The sequence below is a fragment of the Leclercia sp. TB492 genome (genome assembly GCF_049974505.2).
In the GTDB taxonomy this organism is placed as follows: Bacteria; Pseudomonadota; Gammaproteobacteria; order Enterobacterales; family Enterobacteriaceae; genus Enterobacter; species Enterobacter adecarboxylatus_C.
Genome location: NZ_CM127572.1, coordinates 1,918,250 through 1,933,199, shown reverse-complemented (window position 1 = coordinate 1,933,199; position 14,950 = coordinate 1,918,250). Strand labels below are relative to the sequence as shown.

17 protein-coding genes are annotated in these 14,950 nt (G+C 59.3%); 6 read left to right on the top strand and 11 right to left on the bottom strand.

Annotated features, from left to right (window positions below; all coding sequences use genetic code 11):
* Positions 1–60 precede the first annotated feature (60 nt).
* Genes ACP4QI_RS09060 through ACP4QI_RS09045 form a run of 4 tightly spaced genes read right to left on the bottom strand, consistent with a single transcriptional unit; the run spans position 61 to position 4,777 of the window.
* Entirely contained in the window at positions 61–936 is an 876-nt protein-coding gene (locus ACP4QI_RS09060) for a 4Fe-4S binding protein (RefSeq protein ID WP_426494828.1), read from the bottom strand.
* Positions 936–1,769 (bottom strand): dimethyl sulfoxide reductase anchor subunit family protein, encoded by an 834-nt coding sequence (locus tag ACP4QI_RS09055; RefSeq protein WP_426494829.1) that lies wholly within the window; start codon positions 1,767–1,769, stop codon positions 936–938. Before ACP4QI_RS09055 ends, ACP4QI_RS09060 begins: the two co-directional genes overlap by 1 nt.
* Positions 1,762–2,394 (bottom strand): DMSO/selenate family reductase complex B subunit, encoded by a 633-nt coding sequence (locus ACP4QI_RS09050; protein WP_426494830.1) that lies wholly within the window; start codon positions 2,392–2,394, stop codon positions 1,762–1,764. The genes ACP4QI_RS09055 and ACP4QI_RS09050 overlap by 8 nt, the downstream gene beginning before the upstream one ends.
* Positions 2,378–4,777 carry a DMSO/selenate family reductase complex A subunit gene (locus tag ACP4QI_RS09045; protein WP_426494831.1) on the bottom strand — a complete coding sequence of 800 codons (2,400 nt, stop codon included), beginning with the start codon at positions 4,775–4,777 and terminating at the stop codon, positions 2,378–2,380. The genes ACP4QI_RS09050 and ACP4QI_RS09045 overlap by 17 nt, the downstream gene beginning before the upstream one ends.
* A 297-nt stretch (positions 4,778–5,074) precedes the next feature.
* On the opposite strand from ACP4QI_RS09045, the gene ACP4QI_RS09040 reads away from it, so the two are divergent.
* Positions 5,075–6,685, top strand: a complete 1,611-nt coding sequence (locus ACP4QI_RS09040; RefSeq protein ID WP_426494832.1) for an FAD-NAD(P)-binding protein — start codon at positions 5,075–5,077, stop codon at positions 6,683–6,685.
* A gap of 81 nt (positions 6,686–6,766) precedes the next feature.
* Here ACP4QI_RS09040 and ACP4QI_RS09035 read toward each other — a convergent pair whose 3' ends face one another.
* Both ACP4QI_RS09035 and ACP4QI_RS09030 read right to left on the bottom strand, forming a co-directional pair.
* Positions 6,767–7,402 (bottom strand): carbonic anhydrase, encoded by a 636-nt coding sequence (locus ACP4QI_RS09035; RefSeq protein ID WP_231312524.1) that lies wholly within the window; start codon positions 7,400–7,402, stop codon positions 6,767–6,769.
* 43 nt (positions 7,403–7,445) lie between these two features.
* Positions 7,446–8,264 (bottom strand): MBL fold metallo-hydrolase, encoded by an 819-nt coding sequence (locus tag ACP4QI_RS09030; RefSeq protein WP_426494833.1) that lies wholly within the window; start codon positions 8,262–8,264, stop codon positions 7,446–7,448.
* Positions 8,265–8,391: 127 nt separating this feature from the next.
* Here ACP4QI_RS09030 and ACP4QI_RS09025 point away from each other — a divergent pair, with 127 nt between their 5' ends.
* Complete coding sequence (locus tag ACP4QI_RS09025) at positions 8,392–8,532, top strand: hypothetical protein (RefSeq protein ID WP_032617828.1); 141 nt, start codon at positions 8,392–8,394, stop codon at positions 8,530–8,532.
* 65 nt (positions 8,533–8,597) lie between these two features.
* Here the strand turns inward: ACP4QI_RS09025 and ACP4QI_RS09020 are convergent, their stop codons facing one another.
* The 4 genes from ACP4QI_RS09020 to ACP4QI_RS09005 form a co-directional block, all read right to left on the bottom strand.
* Positions 8,598–9,080, bottom strand: a complete 483-nt coding sequence (locus tag ACP4QI_RS09020) for a GlcG/HbpS family heme-binding protein (RefSeq protein ID WP_426494834.1) — start codon at positions 9,078–9,080, stop codon at positions 8,598–8,600.
* Positions 9,081–9,157: 77 nt separating this feature from the next.
* Positions 9,158–9,781: a response regulator transcription factor gene (locus ACP4QI_RS09015; protein WP_156263625.1), complete on the bottom strand. Its 624-nt coding sequence runs from the start codon at positions 9,779–9,781 to the stop codon at positions 9,158–9,160.
* The gene (locus tag ACP4QI_RS09010) at positions 9,774–11,102 is read right to left on the bottom strand and encodes a sensor histidine kinase (protein WP_426494835.1); all 1,329 of its coding nucleotides are present in this window, start codon (positions 11,100–11,102) and stop codon (positions 9,774–9,776) included. Before ACP4QI_RS09010 ends, ACP4QI_RS09015 begins: the two co-directional genes overlap by 8 nt.
* 160 nt (positions 11,103–11,262) lie before the next feature.
* Entirely contained in the window at positions 11,263–11,424 is a 162-nt protein-coding gene (locus tag ACP4QI_RS09005) for a hypothetical protein (protein WP_181247256.1), read from the bottom strand.
* Positions 11,425–11,666: 242 nt separating this feature from the next.
* Between ACP4QI_RS09005 and ACP4QI_RS09000 the strand changes: the two genes are divergently transcribed.
* Genes ACP4QI_RS09000 through ACP4QI_RS08985 form a run of 4 tightly spaced genes read left to right on the top strand, consistent with a single transcriptional unit; the run spans position 11,667 to position 14,749 of the window.
* A complete protein-coding gene (locus ACP4QI_RS09000) occupies positions 11,667–12,485 on the top strand; it encodes an ABC transporter substrate-binding protein (RefSeq protein WP_142489210.1) in 819 nt (272 codons plus the stop codon).
* A gap of 1 nt (position 12,486) precedes the next feature.
* Entirely contained in the window at positions 12,487–13,302 is an 816-nt protein-coding gene (locus ACP4QI_RS08995; RefSeq protein WP_426494836.1) for an amino acid ABC transporter ATP-binding protein, read from the top strand.
* A complete protein-coding gene (locus tag ACP4QI_RS08990; protein WP_285127857.1) occupies positions 13,302–14,069 on the top strand; it encodes an amino acid ABC transporter permease in 768 nt (255 codons plus the stop codon). The genes ACP4QI_RS08995 and ACP4QI_RS08990 overlap by 1 nt, the downstream gene beginning before the upstream one ends.
* Positions 14,063–14,749, top strand: coding sequence for an ABC transporter permease subunit (locus ACP4QI_RS08985; RefSeq protein ID WP_285127858.1), 687 nt, complete (start codon positions 14,063–14,065; stop codon positions 14,747–14,749). Before ACP4QI_RS08990 ends, ACP4QI_RS08985 begins: the two co-directional genes overlap by 7 nt.
* Here the strand turns inward: ACP4QI_RS08985 and fumD are convergent.
* The gene (gene fumD, locus ACP4QI_RS08980; protein WP_426494837.1) at positions 14,730–14,939 is read right to left on the bottom strand and encodes a fumarate hydratase FumD; all 210 of its coding nucleotides are present in this window, start codon (positions 14,937–14,939) and stop codon (positions 14,730–14,732) included. The genes ACP4QI_RS08985 and fumD overlap by 20 nt on opposite strands.
* Positions 14,940–14,950 lie beyond the last annotated feature (11 nt).

Here is a 14,950-nt window from a genome sequence, read left to right as displayed (position 1 = left end):
GTAAGTCCTCAGTTATTCCTTTTTATCTCTCTTATAAATCACCCTGTTGTTACGCGTTTTTTATGCTTCCCGCATTCCGTACTTATGCCGCTGACACACCGCACAGCGTTCTGTTTCCGGATCAAAGGTATAAAACGCCCGCTGACAGCATCGGCAGGTTTTTTGAATCCACGGAAAGTGCAACACCCTGTTTTCGCCCACCTGCTTCTCAATGCGAACAGCGTCCACGGGGCAGACCACGGCGCAGCTGTTGCAGCCGGTACAGGATGACGACGAGAACGTCAGCGCCCCCTTGCTCAGGCTCAGCGCCCTCTCCCCACACACCCTGGCGCAGGCCCCACAGACCGTGCATTGCCTCTTATCCAGCGACAGCTGATATTCACTGAGTGCGGAAAATGCCTGACGACGGGCCCGAACCCCGACGCTCACGGTGGATGACTGGACGTCCACTTCACGAACCTTAATAAAGTGTCGCCTCCCGGTGTTGATCGCTTTTCGCTGCGGCGCAACGATCTGCCAGACAGGGGCATTCAGCTCCCGAAGCCGGATATTCAGGGCTGCGACGGCGCGCACCCAGCCGGGAAACGCATCCATCTCCATTTCCACCGCCCGGATCCCGTGCTGCTGATGCCACATCAGCAATTCCTCTACGGACGGCTCCAGCGTGGAAAAAGGCGCAACCAGCGTCGATGCCGTAAAGCGGCGGGTTTCAGGCCGAATGTTTTGCAGCGCATCCGCCGGACAGACGAACAGGCAGCGGCCGCATTGCAGGCATTCAGCCTCGTTAATCACCGGCGTGGTGGCCGGGGCGGTAATGGCCTGCACCGGGCACGCCACCATACACGCCTGACAGTCGTGGCGGGGAAGCTGTTTGCGCAAGCAGGAATCCCCCACGCCGGGCGGCGCGGGGGTCTGCGTCAGGCGAAAGCGCGCCATCAGTTAATGCAGAAGAACATAAAGCGGAACAACACTTCAGAAAGCACCAGCAGCAGGCTGCCGACCATCAACCCGAACTTGCCCTGACGCCATGCGCTTACCGCAAACAGCAGCGCCCCGACCGCGGATAAAGTCCAGCTCAGCAGCCGCAGACCGCTTAGACGGGTGAAGATCTCCATCGGCTGGTGCGGCAGGGTGATAACACCGCTCAGGCTGGCACTTGCCAGATGAGCGATATAGTCCGGCTGCGCCAGCAGACGTATGGCGACAATCGCCACCACCATCGCCGCCGCGAAGCGCATCACTGACTGTCGCTCCCGGGCCACGGAGCGTGCTTTGAGCATCGGCAGCCATGCCAGCGCCACCGCGCCCAGCACGCCAACGGCACCGTAAAACATCAGCCAGGTATTGAAATGGCTCCAGGTAATGACGGAGGTATGAGCATAGATCGCACTCATGCACCAGACGTCAATCAGCCCCAGCACGGCGGCCAAGGGGAGTAACAGCGGGATCAGCTGCTTTCTGACCAGCATCACCAGCGTGCAAAGCCCAAGTGCAGCCAGATAGAGGCTGGCAAAGACGATCTCACGGCTCAGCCATGAGCTGGCGACGTGGCGCAGGGCATTAAACGCGTTGAGCGGATAGCCGAGGTGCAGGGTGGAAACCATCAGCCCCAGGCCGCCGGCAATACAGGCTATCAGCATGCCCGGCAGCAGCTGGGGTTTGACTTCCGGCACGCGCGATCCCGCCCGGGCAGATAGCGTCAGAAAGAGGGTCATGCCAACCGAGCCTTGTACCAGCAGGGTAAAAATCAGAAGCGGTAACTCATGCATGCGGCTGTTCCTCTTTTTCTGCACCCTGATGCGGTTTAATCACCAGATTGGGCTGAGTAATGGACGACGCCGGAAGGCCCTGCACGTCGCAGAGATTGCCATACTTCGCGCGCAACTCCTCGATCGGCCCGAACTGGATCGCCCCCAACGGGCAGGTGGCGACGCAGATCGGCTGTTCGCCTTTGGCCTGCAAATCCACGCAGAAATCGCATTTTGACATCTGCCCGACCTCCTCATTCATCTGCGGCGCGCCGTAAGGGCACGACCAGGCGCAGTAGCCGCAGCCGACGCATTTGTTGGTATCGACGCGGACAATGCCATCCCCCGGGCGCTTATGCATCGCCGTGGTCGGGCAGTTTTTGGTGCAGATCGGATCCGCGCAGTGGTTGCAGGAGATCGACAGGGTGAAGGCATAGACGTTATTGGCATAGCCCCCCTGTCCGGTCGGGATAAAGCCGCCGCCCTTCACCTCATAGACGCGACGGAAACGACGCCCCACTTCGAGGTTATGCTTGTCTTTACAGGCCACCTGGCAGGCTTTGCACCCGGAGCAACGTGATGAGTCAATGAAAAAGCCAAGCTGCTTATCGCTGACCGGTGGGTATTCCTTATACTGCTGGCTCATACTTTGCGACCTCCACAAGCATGGTTTGATGAGAATTGCCTTTCGCAAGCGGAGTAATACGTGCGGAGCTCAGAACGTTGGCACACCCGCCGTGATCGACGCCGTCGGCATCCGGCTGCCACCAGGCCCCGGCCTGCATGGCGACCACCCCAGGCATAATGCGCTGGGTGACTTCAGCCGGCACCTGGCAGACACCGCGCTGGTTGTGAATGCGCACGCTGTCCCCCTGGCGGATCCCCCGCTGCTGGGCATCCATCGGGTTGATCCACAGTTTCTGGACCTGCACTTCCTGCAGCCAGGGGTTGGCATACTGCGTGGAGTTGGCGCGGTTCTTTCCTTTCCAGGTGATCAGCTGGAGCGGGAACTGTTTCGCGAGCGCATCTTCCGGGCCTTCGTGTGCCGGAACGTAATGCGACAGCGCCGGGATTTCCGGGTTGTTCATGTCGTACAGACGCTTCGAGAAGATCTCAATTTTCCCGGACGGCGTCGGGAAGGGGTGATTCTGCGGATCGCGGATGTTATCTTCGAAGGCCACATACGGCTTGCTTTTGAAGAGGTGCTGACGTTTTTCCCGCAGCTCGGCGAACGTCGGCAACTGCTCATCCGGCATGGAGAGGCGGGTCTGCTCCCAGATATGTTCAATCCACTCCTGCTCGGTGCGGCCTTCGCTGAACTGCGGCTCAATCCCCAGCTTAGCGGCCACTTCACGCTGCCAGTCATAGTCAGAGCGGCGTTCAAACTCCGGCTCGATCAGCTTTTCCGACAGGATCAGGTAGCTTGCCGTCCCCCAGGTTTCCCCGATGTTCCAGCGCTCCATAAAGCTGGTTTCCGGCAACAGCAGATCCGCATAGCGGGCGCTCGGGGTCATGTAGAGATCGCTGGCGACGATAAACTCGATCTTCGACTCATCCTCCAGCACTTTCACCGCCTGATGCAGATCCGGGTTCTGGTTCGCCAGATAGTTGCCCGCCAGCGAGAAGAGGATACGGATATTGCTGTTGAGTTTATCCGCCCCTTTGAGCCCCGCTTCCGCCGTCACTTTGCTGGCATCATCGGCGGCCTGCACCCAGTTCATGATCGAGATGCTCTCTTTGACCGGGTTGTCTGGCATCTCCGGGCCTGCCGCGAATTTACGATTGCCGCAGCCGCCGTATCCCGCCGCCCAACCGCCTTTGATGCCGACATTGCCGGTAAGGGTCGCCAGCAGCGTCGAACCGCGGGCGGTACGCTCGCCACAGTTGTGTCGTTGAGGCCCCCAGCCCTGAATCAACGCCGCCGGTTTGGTGTTAGCGTAATCCCGCGCCAGCTGGCGAATCGTTTGTGCCGGAACACGGGTGATCTTTTCCGCCCACTCCGGGGTTTTGACCTGACCGTCTTTATCCCCCATCAGGTAAGCCACCAGCGACTCGTTGGCGGGCACGCCTTCCGGCATGGAGGCCTCGTCGAAGCCCAGGGTATAGCGTTCGATAAAGGCTTTATCGTGCAGGTTTTCGCTGACGATGACGTACATCATGGCGTCCATCAGGGCGTTGTCGGTGGCGGGCAGCAGCGGGATCCACTCATCGGCCAGCGACGCCACAGTATCGGAATAACGCGGATCGACGACGATAAAGCGGGTGCCGTTCTGTTTCATCTGCTGAAAATAGTGGTTGGTGTGGCCGAAGATGGTTTCGGTCGGGTTGTGTCCCCAGAGGATCACCAGCTTCGTGTCGGCCAGGGTATCCAGCGAGTTACCGCTGGCGGCCGTGCCGTAGGTATAGGGCGTCGCGGCGGCGGTGTTGCCCATGCTCACCGAATGGTAATACTCCAGATAGCCCCCGGTGAGATTGAGCAGACGACGCATCATTTTATCGCCGGAGAAGGTGCCCCCGCTGGTGGCGGTATTGTTGTGCACAAAGCGGCACGCCGGGCCATATTTGGCGGTGATGCGTTGCAGGTTGTCGGCGATAAGCGTGGTGGCTTCTTCCCAGGAGATGCGTTCAAACTTCCCCTCCCCCCGTTTGCCGACGCGCTTCATCGGATATTTCAGACGATCCGGGTGATAGACAAACTTGCGATAGCTCCGGCCGCGCACGCAGGCGCGCATCACCGGCATCTGCAGATCGAGCGCGCTATCCGGGCGAGTGGTGATCTGTGTCACCACGCCGTCCGCGACGTGGGCGCGAATATCGCATTTACCGCCACAGTCGAAGGTGCTGCAGGTCTGGACGACGCGTTCTGCGCTCTCCGCGGACGCCTGCGCCGTACCGGCAGCGGTTTTCGCGGCCATTGCTTTACCGGACATGACAAAGGGCAGCGTCACCAGGGCTGAGCCCGCCTTGAGCAGGCCTCTGCGCGTGATTTCGGGAAAAAGCGCCTCCCTTTTTTCTTTGCGTTCTGACATGTTGTACCCTCTCAAAAAAGAGGTGCATTCTTCCCTATAACCCCAGGGAGGTAATTGATATGAATCAATTGAGAAAATGTGCCCTGTGCCAGGCGCGTTATTTTTGATTTATTCAGGTAAAACAATTGAGTATGTGAATGCTATATTTAACACGCATTCACAAAACTAATGATTTAGGGGTATCCCCGGACTGCCGATTTGCTCATTTTGCGTTTTCATCCACACTTATTTTTCATGGATTAATAACGCGCGTGCCTGAGACGACGTTACAGGCAGGCAAAAAAAGGGTCAGCATTGATGAAAAGGATCGCAATTATCGGCGCAGGGCCGACCGGCATTTATACGTTTTTTTCGCTACTTAACCATCGGACGCCGCTTTGCATCACCGTTTATGAGCAGGCCGAAAAAGCCGGCGTCGGCATGCCCTACAGCGACGAAGAGAACTCTAAAATGATGCTGGCTAACATCGCCAGTATCGAAATCCCCCCTCTGGTTTCAACCTACATCGACTGGCTGCGTAGCCTGGACGATGCGCATCTGGCGCGCTACGGCGTGGAGCAATCAACCCTGCACGTCCGGCAGTTTCTGCCGCGCATTCTGCTGGGGGAGTATTTCCGCGATCAATTTGTGCAGCTGGTCGATCGGGCCAAAAAAGCGGGTTTTGACATCGAGGTGCGCGAGTCCTGCCAGGTCACCGACGTGGAGGCAACCCCTGACGGGGTCAATATTTTGACTGAAGAGGAATCTGCGCCGAAGCTGTTCGATCTGGTCGTTATCGCCACCGGTCACGTCTGGCCTGATGAAGATAATGCCTCCCGCTCCTTTTTCCCCAGCCCCTGGTCCGGGCTGATGGAGGCAAAAATTCGCGCCTGCAACGTGGGCATTATGGGCACCTCGCTGAGCGGGCTGGACGCGGCGATGGCCGTCGCCGTTCAGCATGGCAAATTCATTGAAGCCGATAATGAACAGATCCAGTTCCGGCTGGACGAGGGCAGCGAAGCGCTGAAGATCGTGCTGATGTCCCGCTCGGGCATCCTGCCGGAAGCTGACTTTTACTGCCCCATCCCCTACGAGCCGCTCACCCTCGCCACGGCACCGGCAATAGACGCCGCAATTGAACAGGGCTCTGAGGGCTTACTCGACCGCATTTTTGATCTTATCGTTGCCGAGCTGCAGCACGCCGACCCACAGTGGAGCGACGCGGTGGCGTTGGAGACCCTGACGGCCGACAGCATTCGCGACGCCTGGTTTGCCGACAGGGAAAAACATGGCCCGTTCCGCTGGGCGGTGTCTAACCTCGATGAAGTGGAACGCAACAAGCGCGACAAACGCACGGTGCCCTGGCGCTACACCATCCTGCGGCTACACGAGGCCGTTGAGAAGATTGTGCCCCACCTGACAAAACAGGACAAAGAGCGCTTTAAGGTCGGCCTGGCGCGTATTTTTATCGATAACTATGCGGCAATTCCGTCCCAGTCTATCCGCAGACTGCTGGCCCTGCGCGAGGCGGGCATTATCAGCATTCTGACCCTGGGTGACGATTATGAAATGGCGTTAAAAGAGGATCGGACGGTGATCCATGCCCGGGATGAAGCCTGGTATTTCGATGTGTTTATCGATGCGCGCGGGCAGCAACCGCTCAAAACCAAGGATCTGCCGTTCCCGGTCCTGCGCCACCAGCTGGAGTCCGCCGGAGAGGATATCCCCGAGGTCGGGGATGATTACACCCTGCTGGCCCCCGACTACCTGCGCGGCAAAATCGCTTTCGGTGCCCTGCCGTACCTGATGCACGATCGTCCCTTTGTGCAGGGGCTGGTGGTGTGCGCCGAAATCGGCGAGGCGATGGCAAAAGCCGCGGTGCAGCCCGCCTCGCGCGTGCGTCGTCGGCTGCCGTTTACGACAGAGTAAACGCAGTTTCGCAGGCGGCGACGTGGAATGTGGACGGCACAGAGGATTCAGGGCGGGAGAGCCCGCCCTGAATATCGACATTTACTCGAAGTAAACGCCAGGGTTTTCGGACAGGGATACGAAGGTTTTTGAATCTTTATCGAGAGCGAGAATTGCCCCGCTTTCGATATCGTAAACCCAGCCGTGCAGACGGATCGCGTTGTTACGCAGGCCGACCGCCACAGAAGGGTGAGTTTTGATGTTGCTCAGCTGGGCGAAGACGTTTTCCTGCACCATGGCGTTAACTTTGTCGGTCGGGTTGTCCCAGGTCTTATTCTCCACCACCGCTTTGGCGGCATCGGAGTAACGCAGCCAGTGTGATACCGCAGGCATGGGCTCGAGATTGGCGTTGTCGGCAATCGCCTTCATCGCGCCGCAGTTCGAGTGGCCGCAGATCACGATGTCGGTGATACCCAGCGCCACTACCGCGTATTCGATGGTGGCGGAGACGCCGCCCGGCTCCGGGCCGAAAGGCGGCACGATGTTGCCAGCATTACGAATGACAAAGAGCTGTCCCGGATCCTGCTGGGTGACTAATTCCGGCACCAGGCGGCTGTCAGAACAGGAGATAAACAGCGCTTTGGGATTCTGGCTGGAGGCCAGACTGCGGAAGAGGTCTTTACGTTGCGGAAAAACTTCTTTTTGAAAGCTGAGAAAACCTTCAATGATATGTTGCATAGCAATGTCTCATTTTATTGTGATTGTACAGGCATGATCGAGATCACGGTTTTTCGAGTTTACCCACCGGGCCCGAGTTCAGACAAGCAATATATTTCTGGACCGACCGCATGACAATCTCCCGCGCGCTGGCGGAAATGTTCTGCCCTTCAAAGGCGCCGTAAAGCCGTTCAAAGCGCACATCGTCCAGACGGGCGGCGATTTCGCTCACCTCGCTGGCCGGCAGCGGCAGCATATTCGGATAGCTCCACATAAAGGAAACCGCGTCTTTTCCGGGAGTCACCTGCAGGATGTCCCCGGCCAGCAGCACGCCCCCGTCGACGTTGTGGTGCAGCACCGTGCCGCCGGCAAAATGGCCGCCCAGCCTCAGCAGCCTGACGTCCGGGGCGAGCTCAAGGGAATCCCCCTCCCAGAAGCGCAGGACGGGACTGCTGCGCATCACCCACTGCCGGTCGCTGGCATGCAGATACACAGGGGCATTAAAGGCCGCGGCCCAGTCCTGCATGGTGCTGTAGTAGTGCGGGTGGGAGATGGCGATAGCGTCAATCCCGCCCAGCGCCGTCACCAGCGCGTGAGTGGCGGGGTCAAGGTTGGCGATGCAGTCCCACAGCACGTTACCCTGCGGAGTTCGCAGCAGGATCGCCCGCTGGCTGATGGCAAATGCGGGGACGGTTTTGATGCTAAAAAGGCTGACTTCGAGCTGTTGCCACTTGTTGGTGTGGGTGGCGGTCAGGGTGCTGAAATTGATCCATTCCTGCCCCGTCGCGGGCACGTACTGGCGTTCATCTTCGCATATGGCGCACTGTTGCGGTTCGCTGGCCACATCGTACGACGTGCCGCAGGTTTTACAGAGGACGATCATGACATCTCCTTAGCCGGATAAGTCATGAGTATGGCAAGGATTAACCTTATGTGCGCTGGGGTGCCTCAGCCCACTGTTTTGCTCTATAATACGACCTGGAACCAAAACCGAACAAAGCAGGTAAATGATGGAAATTGATCTCAACAATCTGGTGTTTGACGGGCTGGATGAAGCGGAAGAACGTAACGCAGAACGCCTTGAAGATGCGGATAAAAAAGCCCAGGCGATTGTAGCGGACGATGACTGCGGCGACGCCTGCAAGATCTGATGTAAAAAGCCGGGTGGCGCTACGCTTACCCGGCCTACAACACCATCCCGTACGCCGGGCAATGATTACGACTTATTCATACCATCAATCGCTTGCTGGGCGCAGGCTTCATCCAGATGCCCACCCGGCGCGCCGCCAATCCCGATGGCCCCGATCACTTCATCCCCTTCCTTAACCGGCAATCCACCCGCCAGCAGCAGCAGGCCCGGAATATCACGCAGGTTCTGCGCTCCGGCGTTGCTTTGCGCAGACTCCATCACTTTGCCCGAGGCATTTTTGGTGCTGAGCGCGGTAAAGGCTTTCATCTCGCTGGCTTTCAGGGTATGCGGACCGGCGTTGTCCGTGCGCTGTACCGCTTTAACCACCCCGGCACGATCCACCACCGTGACGCTGACCTGATAATTTTTGGTCGTACAAGCCTGAATGGCCGCGCTGGCCAGGGCGTTCGCCTGGGTCAGGGAGAGACTCTTTTGCGCCACGGACTGGGCGTGCGCCGATACGCTGACCATCCCGGCTACACATACTGCTGCCATTATTAACTTTTTCATCGCACATCCTCGGGTAAGTGGAAACAGATGCAGCGTACCGAAGCGGGCAATGAAATGTTATTCGGTGGATTACGCAGTTATCCTGGTAGTTCTACGGATTGCAATTTGTCGTATTCCCGGATGGCCTGCACCAGGCTGGAGACGCCCAGCTTGAGAAATACCGCCGCACGGTGCGCTTCCACCGTTCGCGGCGAGAGATTCAGCCGGGCGGCGACCTCTTTATTACTGCTCCCCTCCATCAGGGCCAGCAGCACTTCGTGTTCCCGGGCGGTGAGCTGCTCAAACAGCGCCCTGACCCGTCGGGCCTCCTGCCAGCGCACTATCCGTTGCTGGCTCTCCGCCAGCGCGGCGGTAATGGATTCGATCAGCTTGTCGGCATCCAGCGGCTTGGTGAAAAATTCAAATACACCGTTATGAAACGCTCGTCGACAGGCATCAATGGTGCCGTGGCCGGTCATCAGGATCACCGGCAGCAGCGGCCAGGGCCATGCTCCCTCCTCCAGCCAGGCCAGCCCGCCTTTGCCCGGCATGCGCATATCCAGCAGCAGGCAGCCGGTCAGGGCTTGTTCTTCGCCGTGGGCGGCGGTAAAGGCGGCAATACTCTCATAGGGTTCAACGCGCCAGTGCATCCCGGAGAGCAGAAAAACCAGCGACTCCCTGACAGACGCATCATCGTCAATTAACCAGATGACGTTATCCATTTTCCTGACTCCCCTGATAAGCAAACTGCAACCGGACCCTGGCGCCCCCTTCCGGGGCATTATCCAGGGCCAGGGTGCCATTCATTCTGGTGACTAACGACTCCGTTAAGGTCATGCCCAGGCCGATGCCGCCCTGCCGCCCGCTGTAAAAGGGCATAAAGGCGTTGTGTAAGGCATCCGGGGTAAAACCCGGCCCGCCGTCGGTGATCTCTATCCGGATAAACTCGCCGCTGCGCTGGCTGCGGATATGCACCCACCCCGCCGCACGCTCCTGCTGCGCCTGGATGGCGTTGCTGAGGATGTTGTGCAGCACCTGCTCCAGCCAGAGCCGGTCGGCGCAGAGGGTACGGGCATCGGCGGCAAAATCATGGGTCAGGCGGATAGGTCTGGCGGTGCGCTCGTGCTCCAGCAGGTTGCCGACCTGATGCCAGCAGCTGGCCAGATCTACCTCACCCAGATCCACCCTCTCCTGGGTAACGTGTTCGCGAAAGCGGGTCAGGAGCTCGCCGATCCGCTGGGTCTGCACCAGCGCCGCCCCGAGGGCCTGAGACACCGCCTCGGGATTATCCTGTCGCAGCTGGCGCTGCGCCCCCTGGATCCAGGTCTGGGCCGCGGTCAGGGGCTGGTTGATCTCATGCACGATACCCGCAGTGATCTCCCCCAAAGTATTGAGCCTGGCGTGCTGATAATACCTGGCGCGCTGGTCGGCGTTTTGCCGCTGCTTACGCTGCCAGAGGATCACCCCACCCGCCGCAATCACCCCGGCCCATCCCAGCCAGAGCAGCAAAAACGGCACCAGAGCAACGTTCAGCCACGCCGGTCGGGCATCGGCCTGCAGGATAAAGGGTTGGGTGTGCTGAGAGAATTGCCGCTGCCAGTGCCAGAAGGTGTCCGCCGGGGGTGGCGATGCGTCACCGCGGAGATCCAGGCTGAGATGGGAAAAAATTGGCCTGACGCCGATCACCGATTGGGTGTCGATCAGCACCCGGATTTGCCGCCAGGGGTTGTAGAGCCAGTATTGCGCCTCGCCCACGGGTTCTACCCGCGCGGCGTCGAGGGCGCGGTCCTGAGTCTTTTGCAGGTCGAGGATTTGCGGGAATTTTTTACGCAGCGCCGCTAAATCTTCATTGCCATTTAACAGCGGCAGCACCGACTCATTCTGCGTGAGGACCGCCCCTGCCTCAGCAAAAGCCGCGGCAAACGCCCGGTCCAGATCCCAGAACTGACGGCGGATCTGTTCGGCATACAGCAGCACGCTGCTCAGCAGGCAGAGCAGGAGCCAGATCAGAAGCCCACGTTGTAAAAATTTTTGGCTGTTCATTCATTTAACTGGCGCTGGAAAAGGACGCCAGAGACCTTAGCAGGAAGCTAAGCCGGGGACAAAACTTGCGGTGATTTTTGGATGTTAACGTCCAGAATGGCGGGGCGTGCGCGGAAGAACGCACACTTCGTTCCAGTAGGTTTCCCGCACATGGCGGTGTTCAGCGTTGCGTTTGCTCATGGAACCACTCCGGGTCAATGTTGGCGATATCCACGCCATACAGGCTGGCAACCGGCAATATGGATTCAATAATACGCTGCGCGCTGTTCTCTTCCGATTTTGCGGCAAAAAACCGCCGTAACGTACTCATCAGTTTGCCCATTGCCCTGTTCCTCATCAGTTCAGCCTGAGTGCAGTAAACCAGCAATCTGGCGCGGCGAGAAATGCCGATTCCGGCAGAGGATTTGCGCCAATCGCAAAAGCCTCTTTCTTTTCACCTCTGTGTAACCGGCTGTTCACTAATCATTTTTTTCACATAGCAAAGACGATATTGGCATTTGGCGGCCGGGAGCGGTTATGGGAGCGTAACAGGACAAAACAAAAACAGACTCAGAGGATATTCTAATGGCAATACACACAAAACTCGCGCTGGCACTTGGTTTGCTGACCGCAGGCGGTCTTCTTGCAACTCAGGCGCAGGCAGACCAACTGGCCGATATCAAGGCGGCAGGGGTAATAAAAGTCGCCACCTTCGATGCCAACCCGCCGTTTGGCTCGGTGGATGCCAAAAGCCACGAGATCGTCGGTTACGACGTGGATTTTGCCAAAGCATTAGCCAAAACCCTCGGGGTGAAGCTGGAGCTGGTCGCCACTAACCCGGCTAACCGCATCCCGCTGCTGCAGTCGGGCAAAGCGGATCTGATTGTGGCGGATATCACCATCACCCCGGAGCGCGCGCAGGTGATCGATTTTTCCACCCCCTACTTCGTGACCGGGCAGCAGTTCCTCGTTCCGGCGAAAGGGGCTGATAAACTGGATGCCTACAGCAAAGCACGTATCGGGGCGGTAAAGGGCACCACCGGGGAGCAGGCGCTGCATCAGCGTTTCCCGCAATCCCGCGTGCTCTCCTATGACGATATTCCGCTGGCGCTGACGGCGTTGCGCAACGGCAACGTGCAGGCCATCACCCAGGACAGCACCATTCTGGCCGGTCTGCTGGCCCAGGCACCGGACAAAGCCGAGTTTAAAATTCTCCCTGACCTGCTGAGTAAGGAGGAGATTGGCGTCGGGGTGAAGAAAGGCGAAACCGCGCTGCTGAAAGTGGTGAACGACGAGCTGGTGAAGCTGGAGAGCAGCGGCGACGCGGCAAAGATCTACGATGCCTGGTTCGGGCCACAGACCCCCTCCCCGCAGCCTCGCGCCTTTAAAATAGAAGCCCAGTAAGATGCGGTCAGGTCTATTCTCACGCTCCGCGGCATCTGCCGCGGATTTTTCACATCTGGAGCAGGCCAGCGTCACCTTCTCTGAGGTGGCGAAACGCTACGGCGATCGCCCGGTGCTGAAAGGCATCAACCTCAGCGTCACGCCGGGTGAAGTCGTCGCCATTCTCGGCCCGTCGGGCTCCGGTAAATCGACGCTGATCCGCCTCATTAATCAGCTGGAAACCCTGACCTCCGGCGACATTCTGATCGACGGAAAATCGACCCGTCAGCTCTCCCGCCAGGCGTTGCGCCAGCTGCGCAGCCGGGTCGGGTTTGTATTTCAACAGTTCAACCTTTACAGCCATCTGACGGCGCGACAGAACATCGCCCTGGCGCTGAAGCATGTTCACGGCTGGCGGCCCGCCGAGGCCGAAACCCGCGCCGAGGCGCTGCTGGCGCAGGTGGGCATGGCGGAGAAAGCCGACCACTATCCGGAGGCGTTATCCGGCGGGCAGCAGCAGCGGGTGGCGATCGCCCGCGCTCTGGCCTCCTCGCCGCAGATCATCCTGTTTGATGAGCCCACCTCGGCTCTCGACCCGGAGATGATTGGCGAAGTGCTGATGGTAATGAAGGCCCTCGCCCACAGCGGAATCACCATGATTGTCGTCACCCATGAGATGCAGTTTGCCCGGGAGATTGCCGACCGGGTGGTGTTCATCGATGGCGGCCACATTCTGGAGGTGGCTCCCCCGGAGCAGTTCTTTCAGCATCCGTCTCATCCGCGTACCCGGCGTTTTCTGCAGAAGGTACTTAACCCGCTGCATCCGGGAGCGGTGTGATGCCGGCCCTCGACTGGCAGGGGGTGCTGACCGGCCAGCCCCTGCAGTGGATCCTCTCCGGTTTTCTCACCACGCTGTGGGTGACCCTGGCGGGGATAGTGGTCGCCAGCCTTATCACCCTCGCCTGCCTCGGGCTGCGTCTCGCCGGGGGCCGTATGGGGGCGAAGATCGTTGCCGTATGGGTCTCGCTGTTTCGCAATACGCCCCTGCTGGTGCAGCTTCTGTTCTGGTATTTCGCCGCCTGGAACGGGCTGCCGCAGGGTTTTCGCACCTTTGTGATGGACGATCATCCCTGGTCGGTGCTGCCGGGCCAGGTCTGGTGGTTCACGCCCGAGTTTCTTTGCTCCGCCTGGGGGCTGGGGGTCTTTACCTCGGCCTTTTTGACCGAGGAGATCGCCGCCGGGCTGCGCGCCGTCTCTGCCGGACAGCGGGAAGCCGCCCTGGCGCAGGGCTTCTCCGCCTGGCCGATGCTGCGCTATATCCTGCTGCCGCAGGGGCTGGCGAACGCCTGGCAGCCGGTGGTGGGTCAGTATCTCAACCTGATGAAACTCTCGTCGCTGGCAAGCGGGATTGGCTTTGCAGAACTCACCTACCAGGTGCGGCAGATAGAGAGCTATAACGCCCACGCGCTGGAGGCGTTCAGCGTCGGCACGGTGCTGTATCTGCTCACCGGCGTGGCGATGGGCGTACTGCTGACGAAACTCGGCCCCTCAACCGAACGGCAGCGAAAAACTGCCCTCATCCCCCGGAGTGAAGAGAAATGCTAGCCGGACTCACTGTGATCACCGATAACCTGGATTATCTGCTCTGGGGGCGGGCTGCGGCCGGGCAGCCCGGCGGCGTGTTGTTGACGCTGCTGATGGCCTTCGGCGCCGCGGCGCTGGCGTTACCGGCCGGGATTGCGCTGGCGGGGCTGGCGTGGCGTTTTCCGGGGGCAATACGCAACACCCTGTACCTGTGGGCCGAGATTATCCGCGGGATCCCGCTGATATTTGTCATTTTCTGGCTGTGGTATTTGCTGCCGCTCATTACAGGCGGCGATCTGCCGGGTGCGCTCACCGTGACCCTGGCGCTGGCATGGTTTACCGCCGCCGCGGTGATGCACTCGGTGCTGGCCGGGCTGCGGGCGCTGCCTGTCGGGCAGTATGAAGCGGCACAGGCGCAGGGATTTGGCGCGCTGCAAACCCTGGGATGGGTGCTGCTCCCGCAGACGTTGCGCAACACCTTACCTTCGCTGCTGGGGATTTTTATCAGCCTGCTGAAAGACACCTCGCTGGCCTTTATCGTCAACGTCCCGGAGCTGACCACCGTCGCAGGCCAGGTGAACAACCGGGTGCAGATCTACCCGGCGGCTATTTTTGTCTTTACTGGGGTGGTCTATTACCTGCTGTGCTGTGGGATTGAACAGCTGGCTAAACGCTGGCAGTTTAGCCAGCCAGCGCTTTAACCACGGTTTCCATTGCCAGGGTCGTTAATTCACTGCGTTGCACTCGCTGGTTCGCCAGCGAGGTGCGCAGCACCCCGGCGATGACAATATGCTTTGGCTCCTGCCCGAGATCGCGCATCTCAAGAACGACTTTGCCTACCACTCGACACATCTCCTGATACAGCGCTTCGTCTTTGGTTACATTGCCCATGTCCTTCACTC

Coding starts and splice junctions, on each gene's coding strand:
- ACP4QI_RS09060 (WP_426494828.1), bottom strand. CDS start 936: ATGGCGCGCTTTCGCCTGACGCAGACCCCCGCGCCGCCCGGCGTGGGG.
- ACP4QI_RS09055 (WP_426494829.1), bottom strand. CDS start 1,769: ATGCATGAGTTACCGCTTCTGATTTTTACCCTGCTGGTACAAGGCTCG.
- ACP4QI_RS09050 (WP_426494830.1), bottom strand. CDS start 2,394: ATGAGCCAGCAGTATAAGGAATACCCACCGGTCAGCGATAAGCAGCTT.
- ACP4QI_RS09045 (WP_426494831.1), bottom strand. CDS start 4,777: ATGTCAGAACGCAAAGAAAAAAGGGAGGCGCTTTTTCCCGAAATCACG.
- ACP4QI_RS09040 (WP_426494832.1), top strand. CDS start 5,075: ATGAAAAGGATCGCAATTATCGGCGCAGGGCCGACCGGCATTTATACG.
- ACP4QI_RS09035 (WP_231312524.1), bottom strand. CDS start 7,402: ATGCAACATATCATTGAAGGTTTTCTCAGCTTTCAAAAAGAAGTTTTT.
- ACP4QI_RS09030 (WP_426494833.1), bottom strand. CDS start 8,264: ATGATCGTCCTCTGTAAAACCTGCGGCACGTCGTACGATGTGGCCAGC.
- ACP4QI_RS09025 (WP_032617828.1), top strand. CDS start 8,392: ATGGAAATTGATCTCAACAATCTGGTGTTTGACGGGCTGGATGAAGCG.
- ACP4QI_RS09020 (WP_426494834.1), bottom strand. CDS start 9,080: ATGAAAAAGTTAATAATGGCAGCAGTATGTGTAGCCGGGATGGTCAGC.
- ACP4QI_RS09015 (WP_156263625.1), bottom strand. CDS start 9,781: ATGGATAACGTCATCTGGTTAATTGACGATGATGCGTCTGTCAGGGAG.
- ACP4QI_RS09010 (WP_426494835.1), bottom strand. CDS start 11,102: ATGAACAGCCAAAAATTTTTACAACGTGGGCTTCTGATCTGGCTCCTG.
- ACP4QI_RS09005 (WP_181247256.1), bottom strand. CDS start 11,424: ATGGGCAAACTGATGAGTACGTTACGGCGGTTTTTTGCCGCAAAATCG.
- ACP4QI_RS09000 (WP_142489210.1), top strand. CDS start 11,667: ATGGCAATACACACAAAACTCGCGCTGGCACTTGGTTTGCTGACCGCA.
- ACP4QI_RS08995 (WP_426494836.1), top strand. CDS start 12,487: ATGCGGTCAGGTCTATTCTCACGCTCCGCGGCATCTGCCGCGGATTTT.
- ACP4QI_RS08990 (WP_285127857.1), top strand. CDS start 13,302: ATGCCGGCCCTCGACTGGCAGGGGGTGCTGACCGGCCAGCCCCTGCAG.
- ACP4QI_RS08985 (WP_285127858.1), top strand. CDS start 14,063: ATGCTAGCCGGACTCACTGTGATCACCGATAACCTGGATTATCTGCTC.
- fumD (WP_426494837.1), bottom strand. CDS start 14,939: ATGGGCAATGTAACCAAAGACGAAGCGCTGTATCAGGAGATGTGTCGA.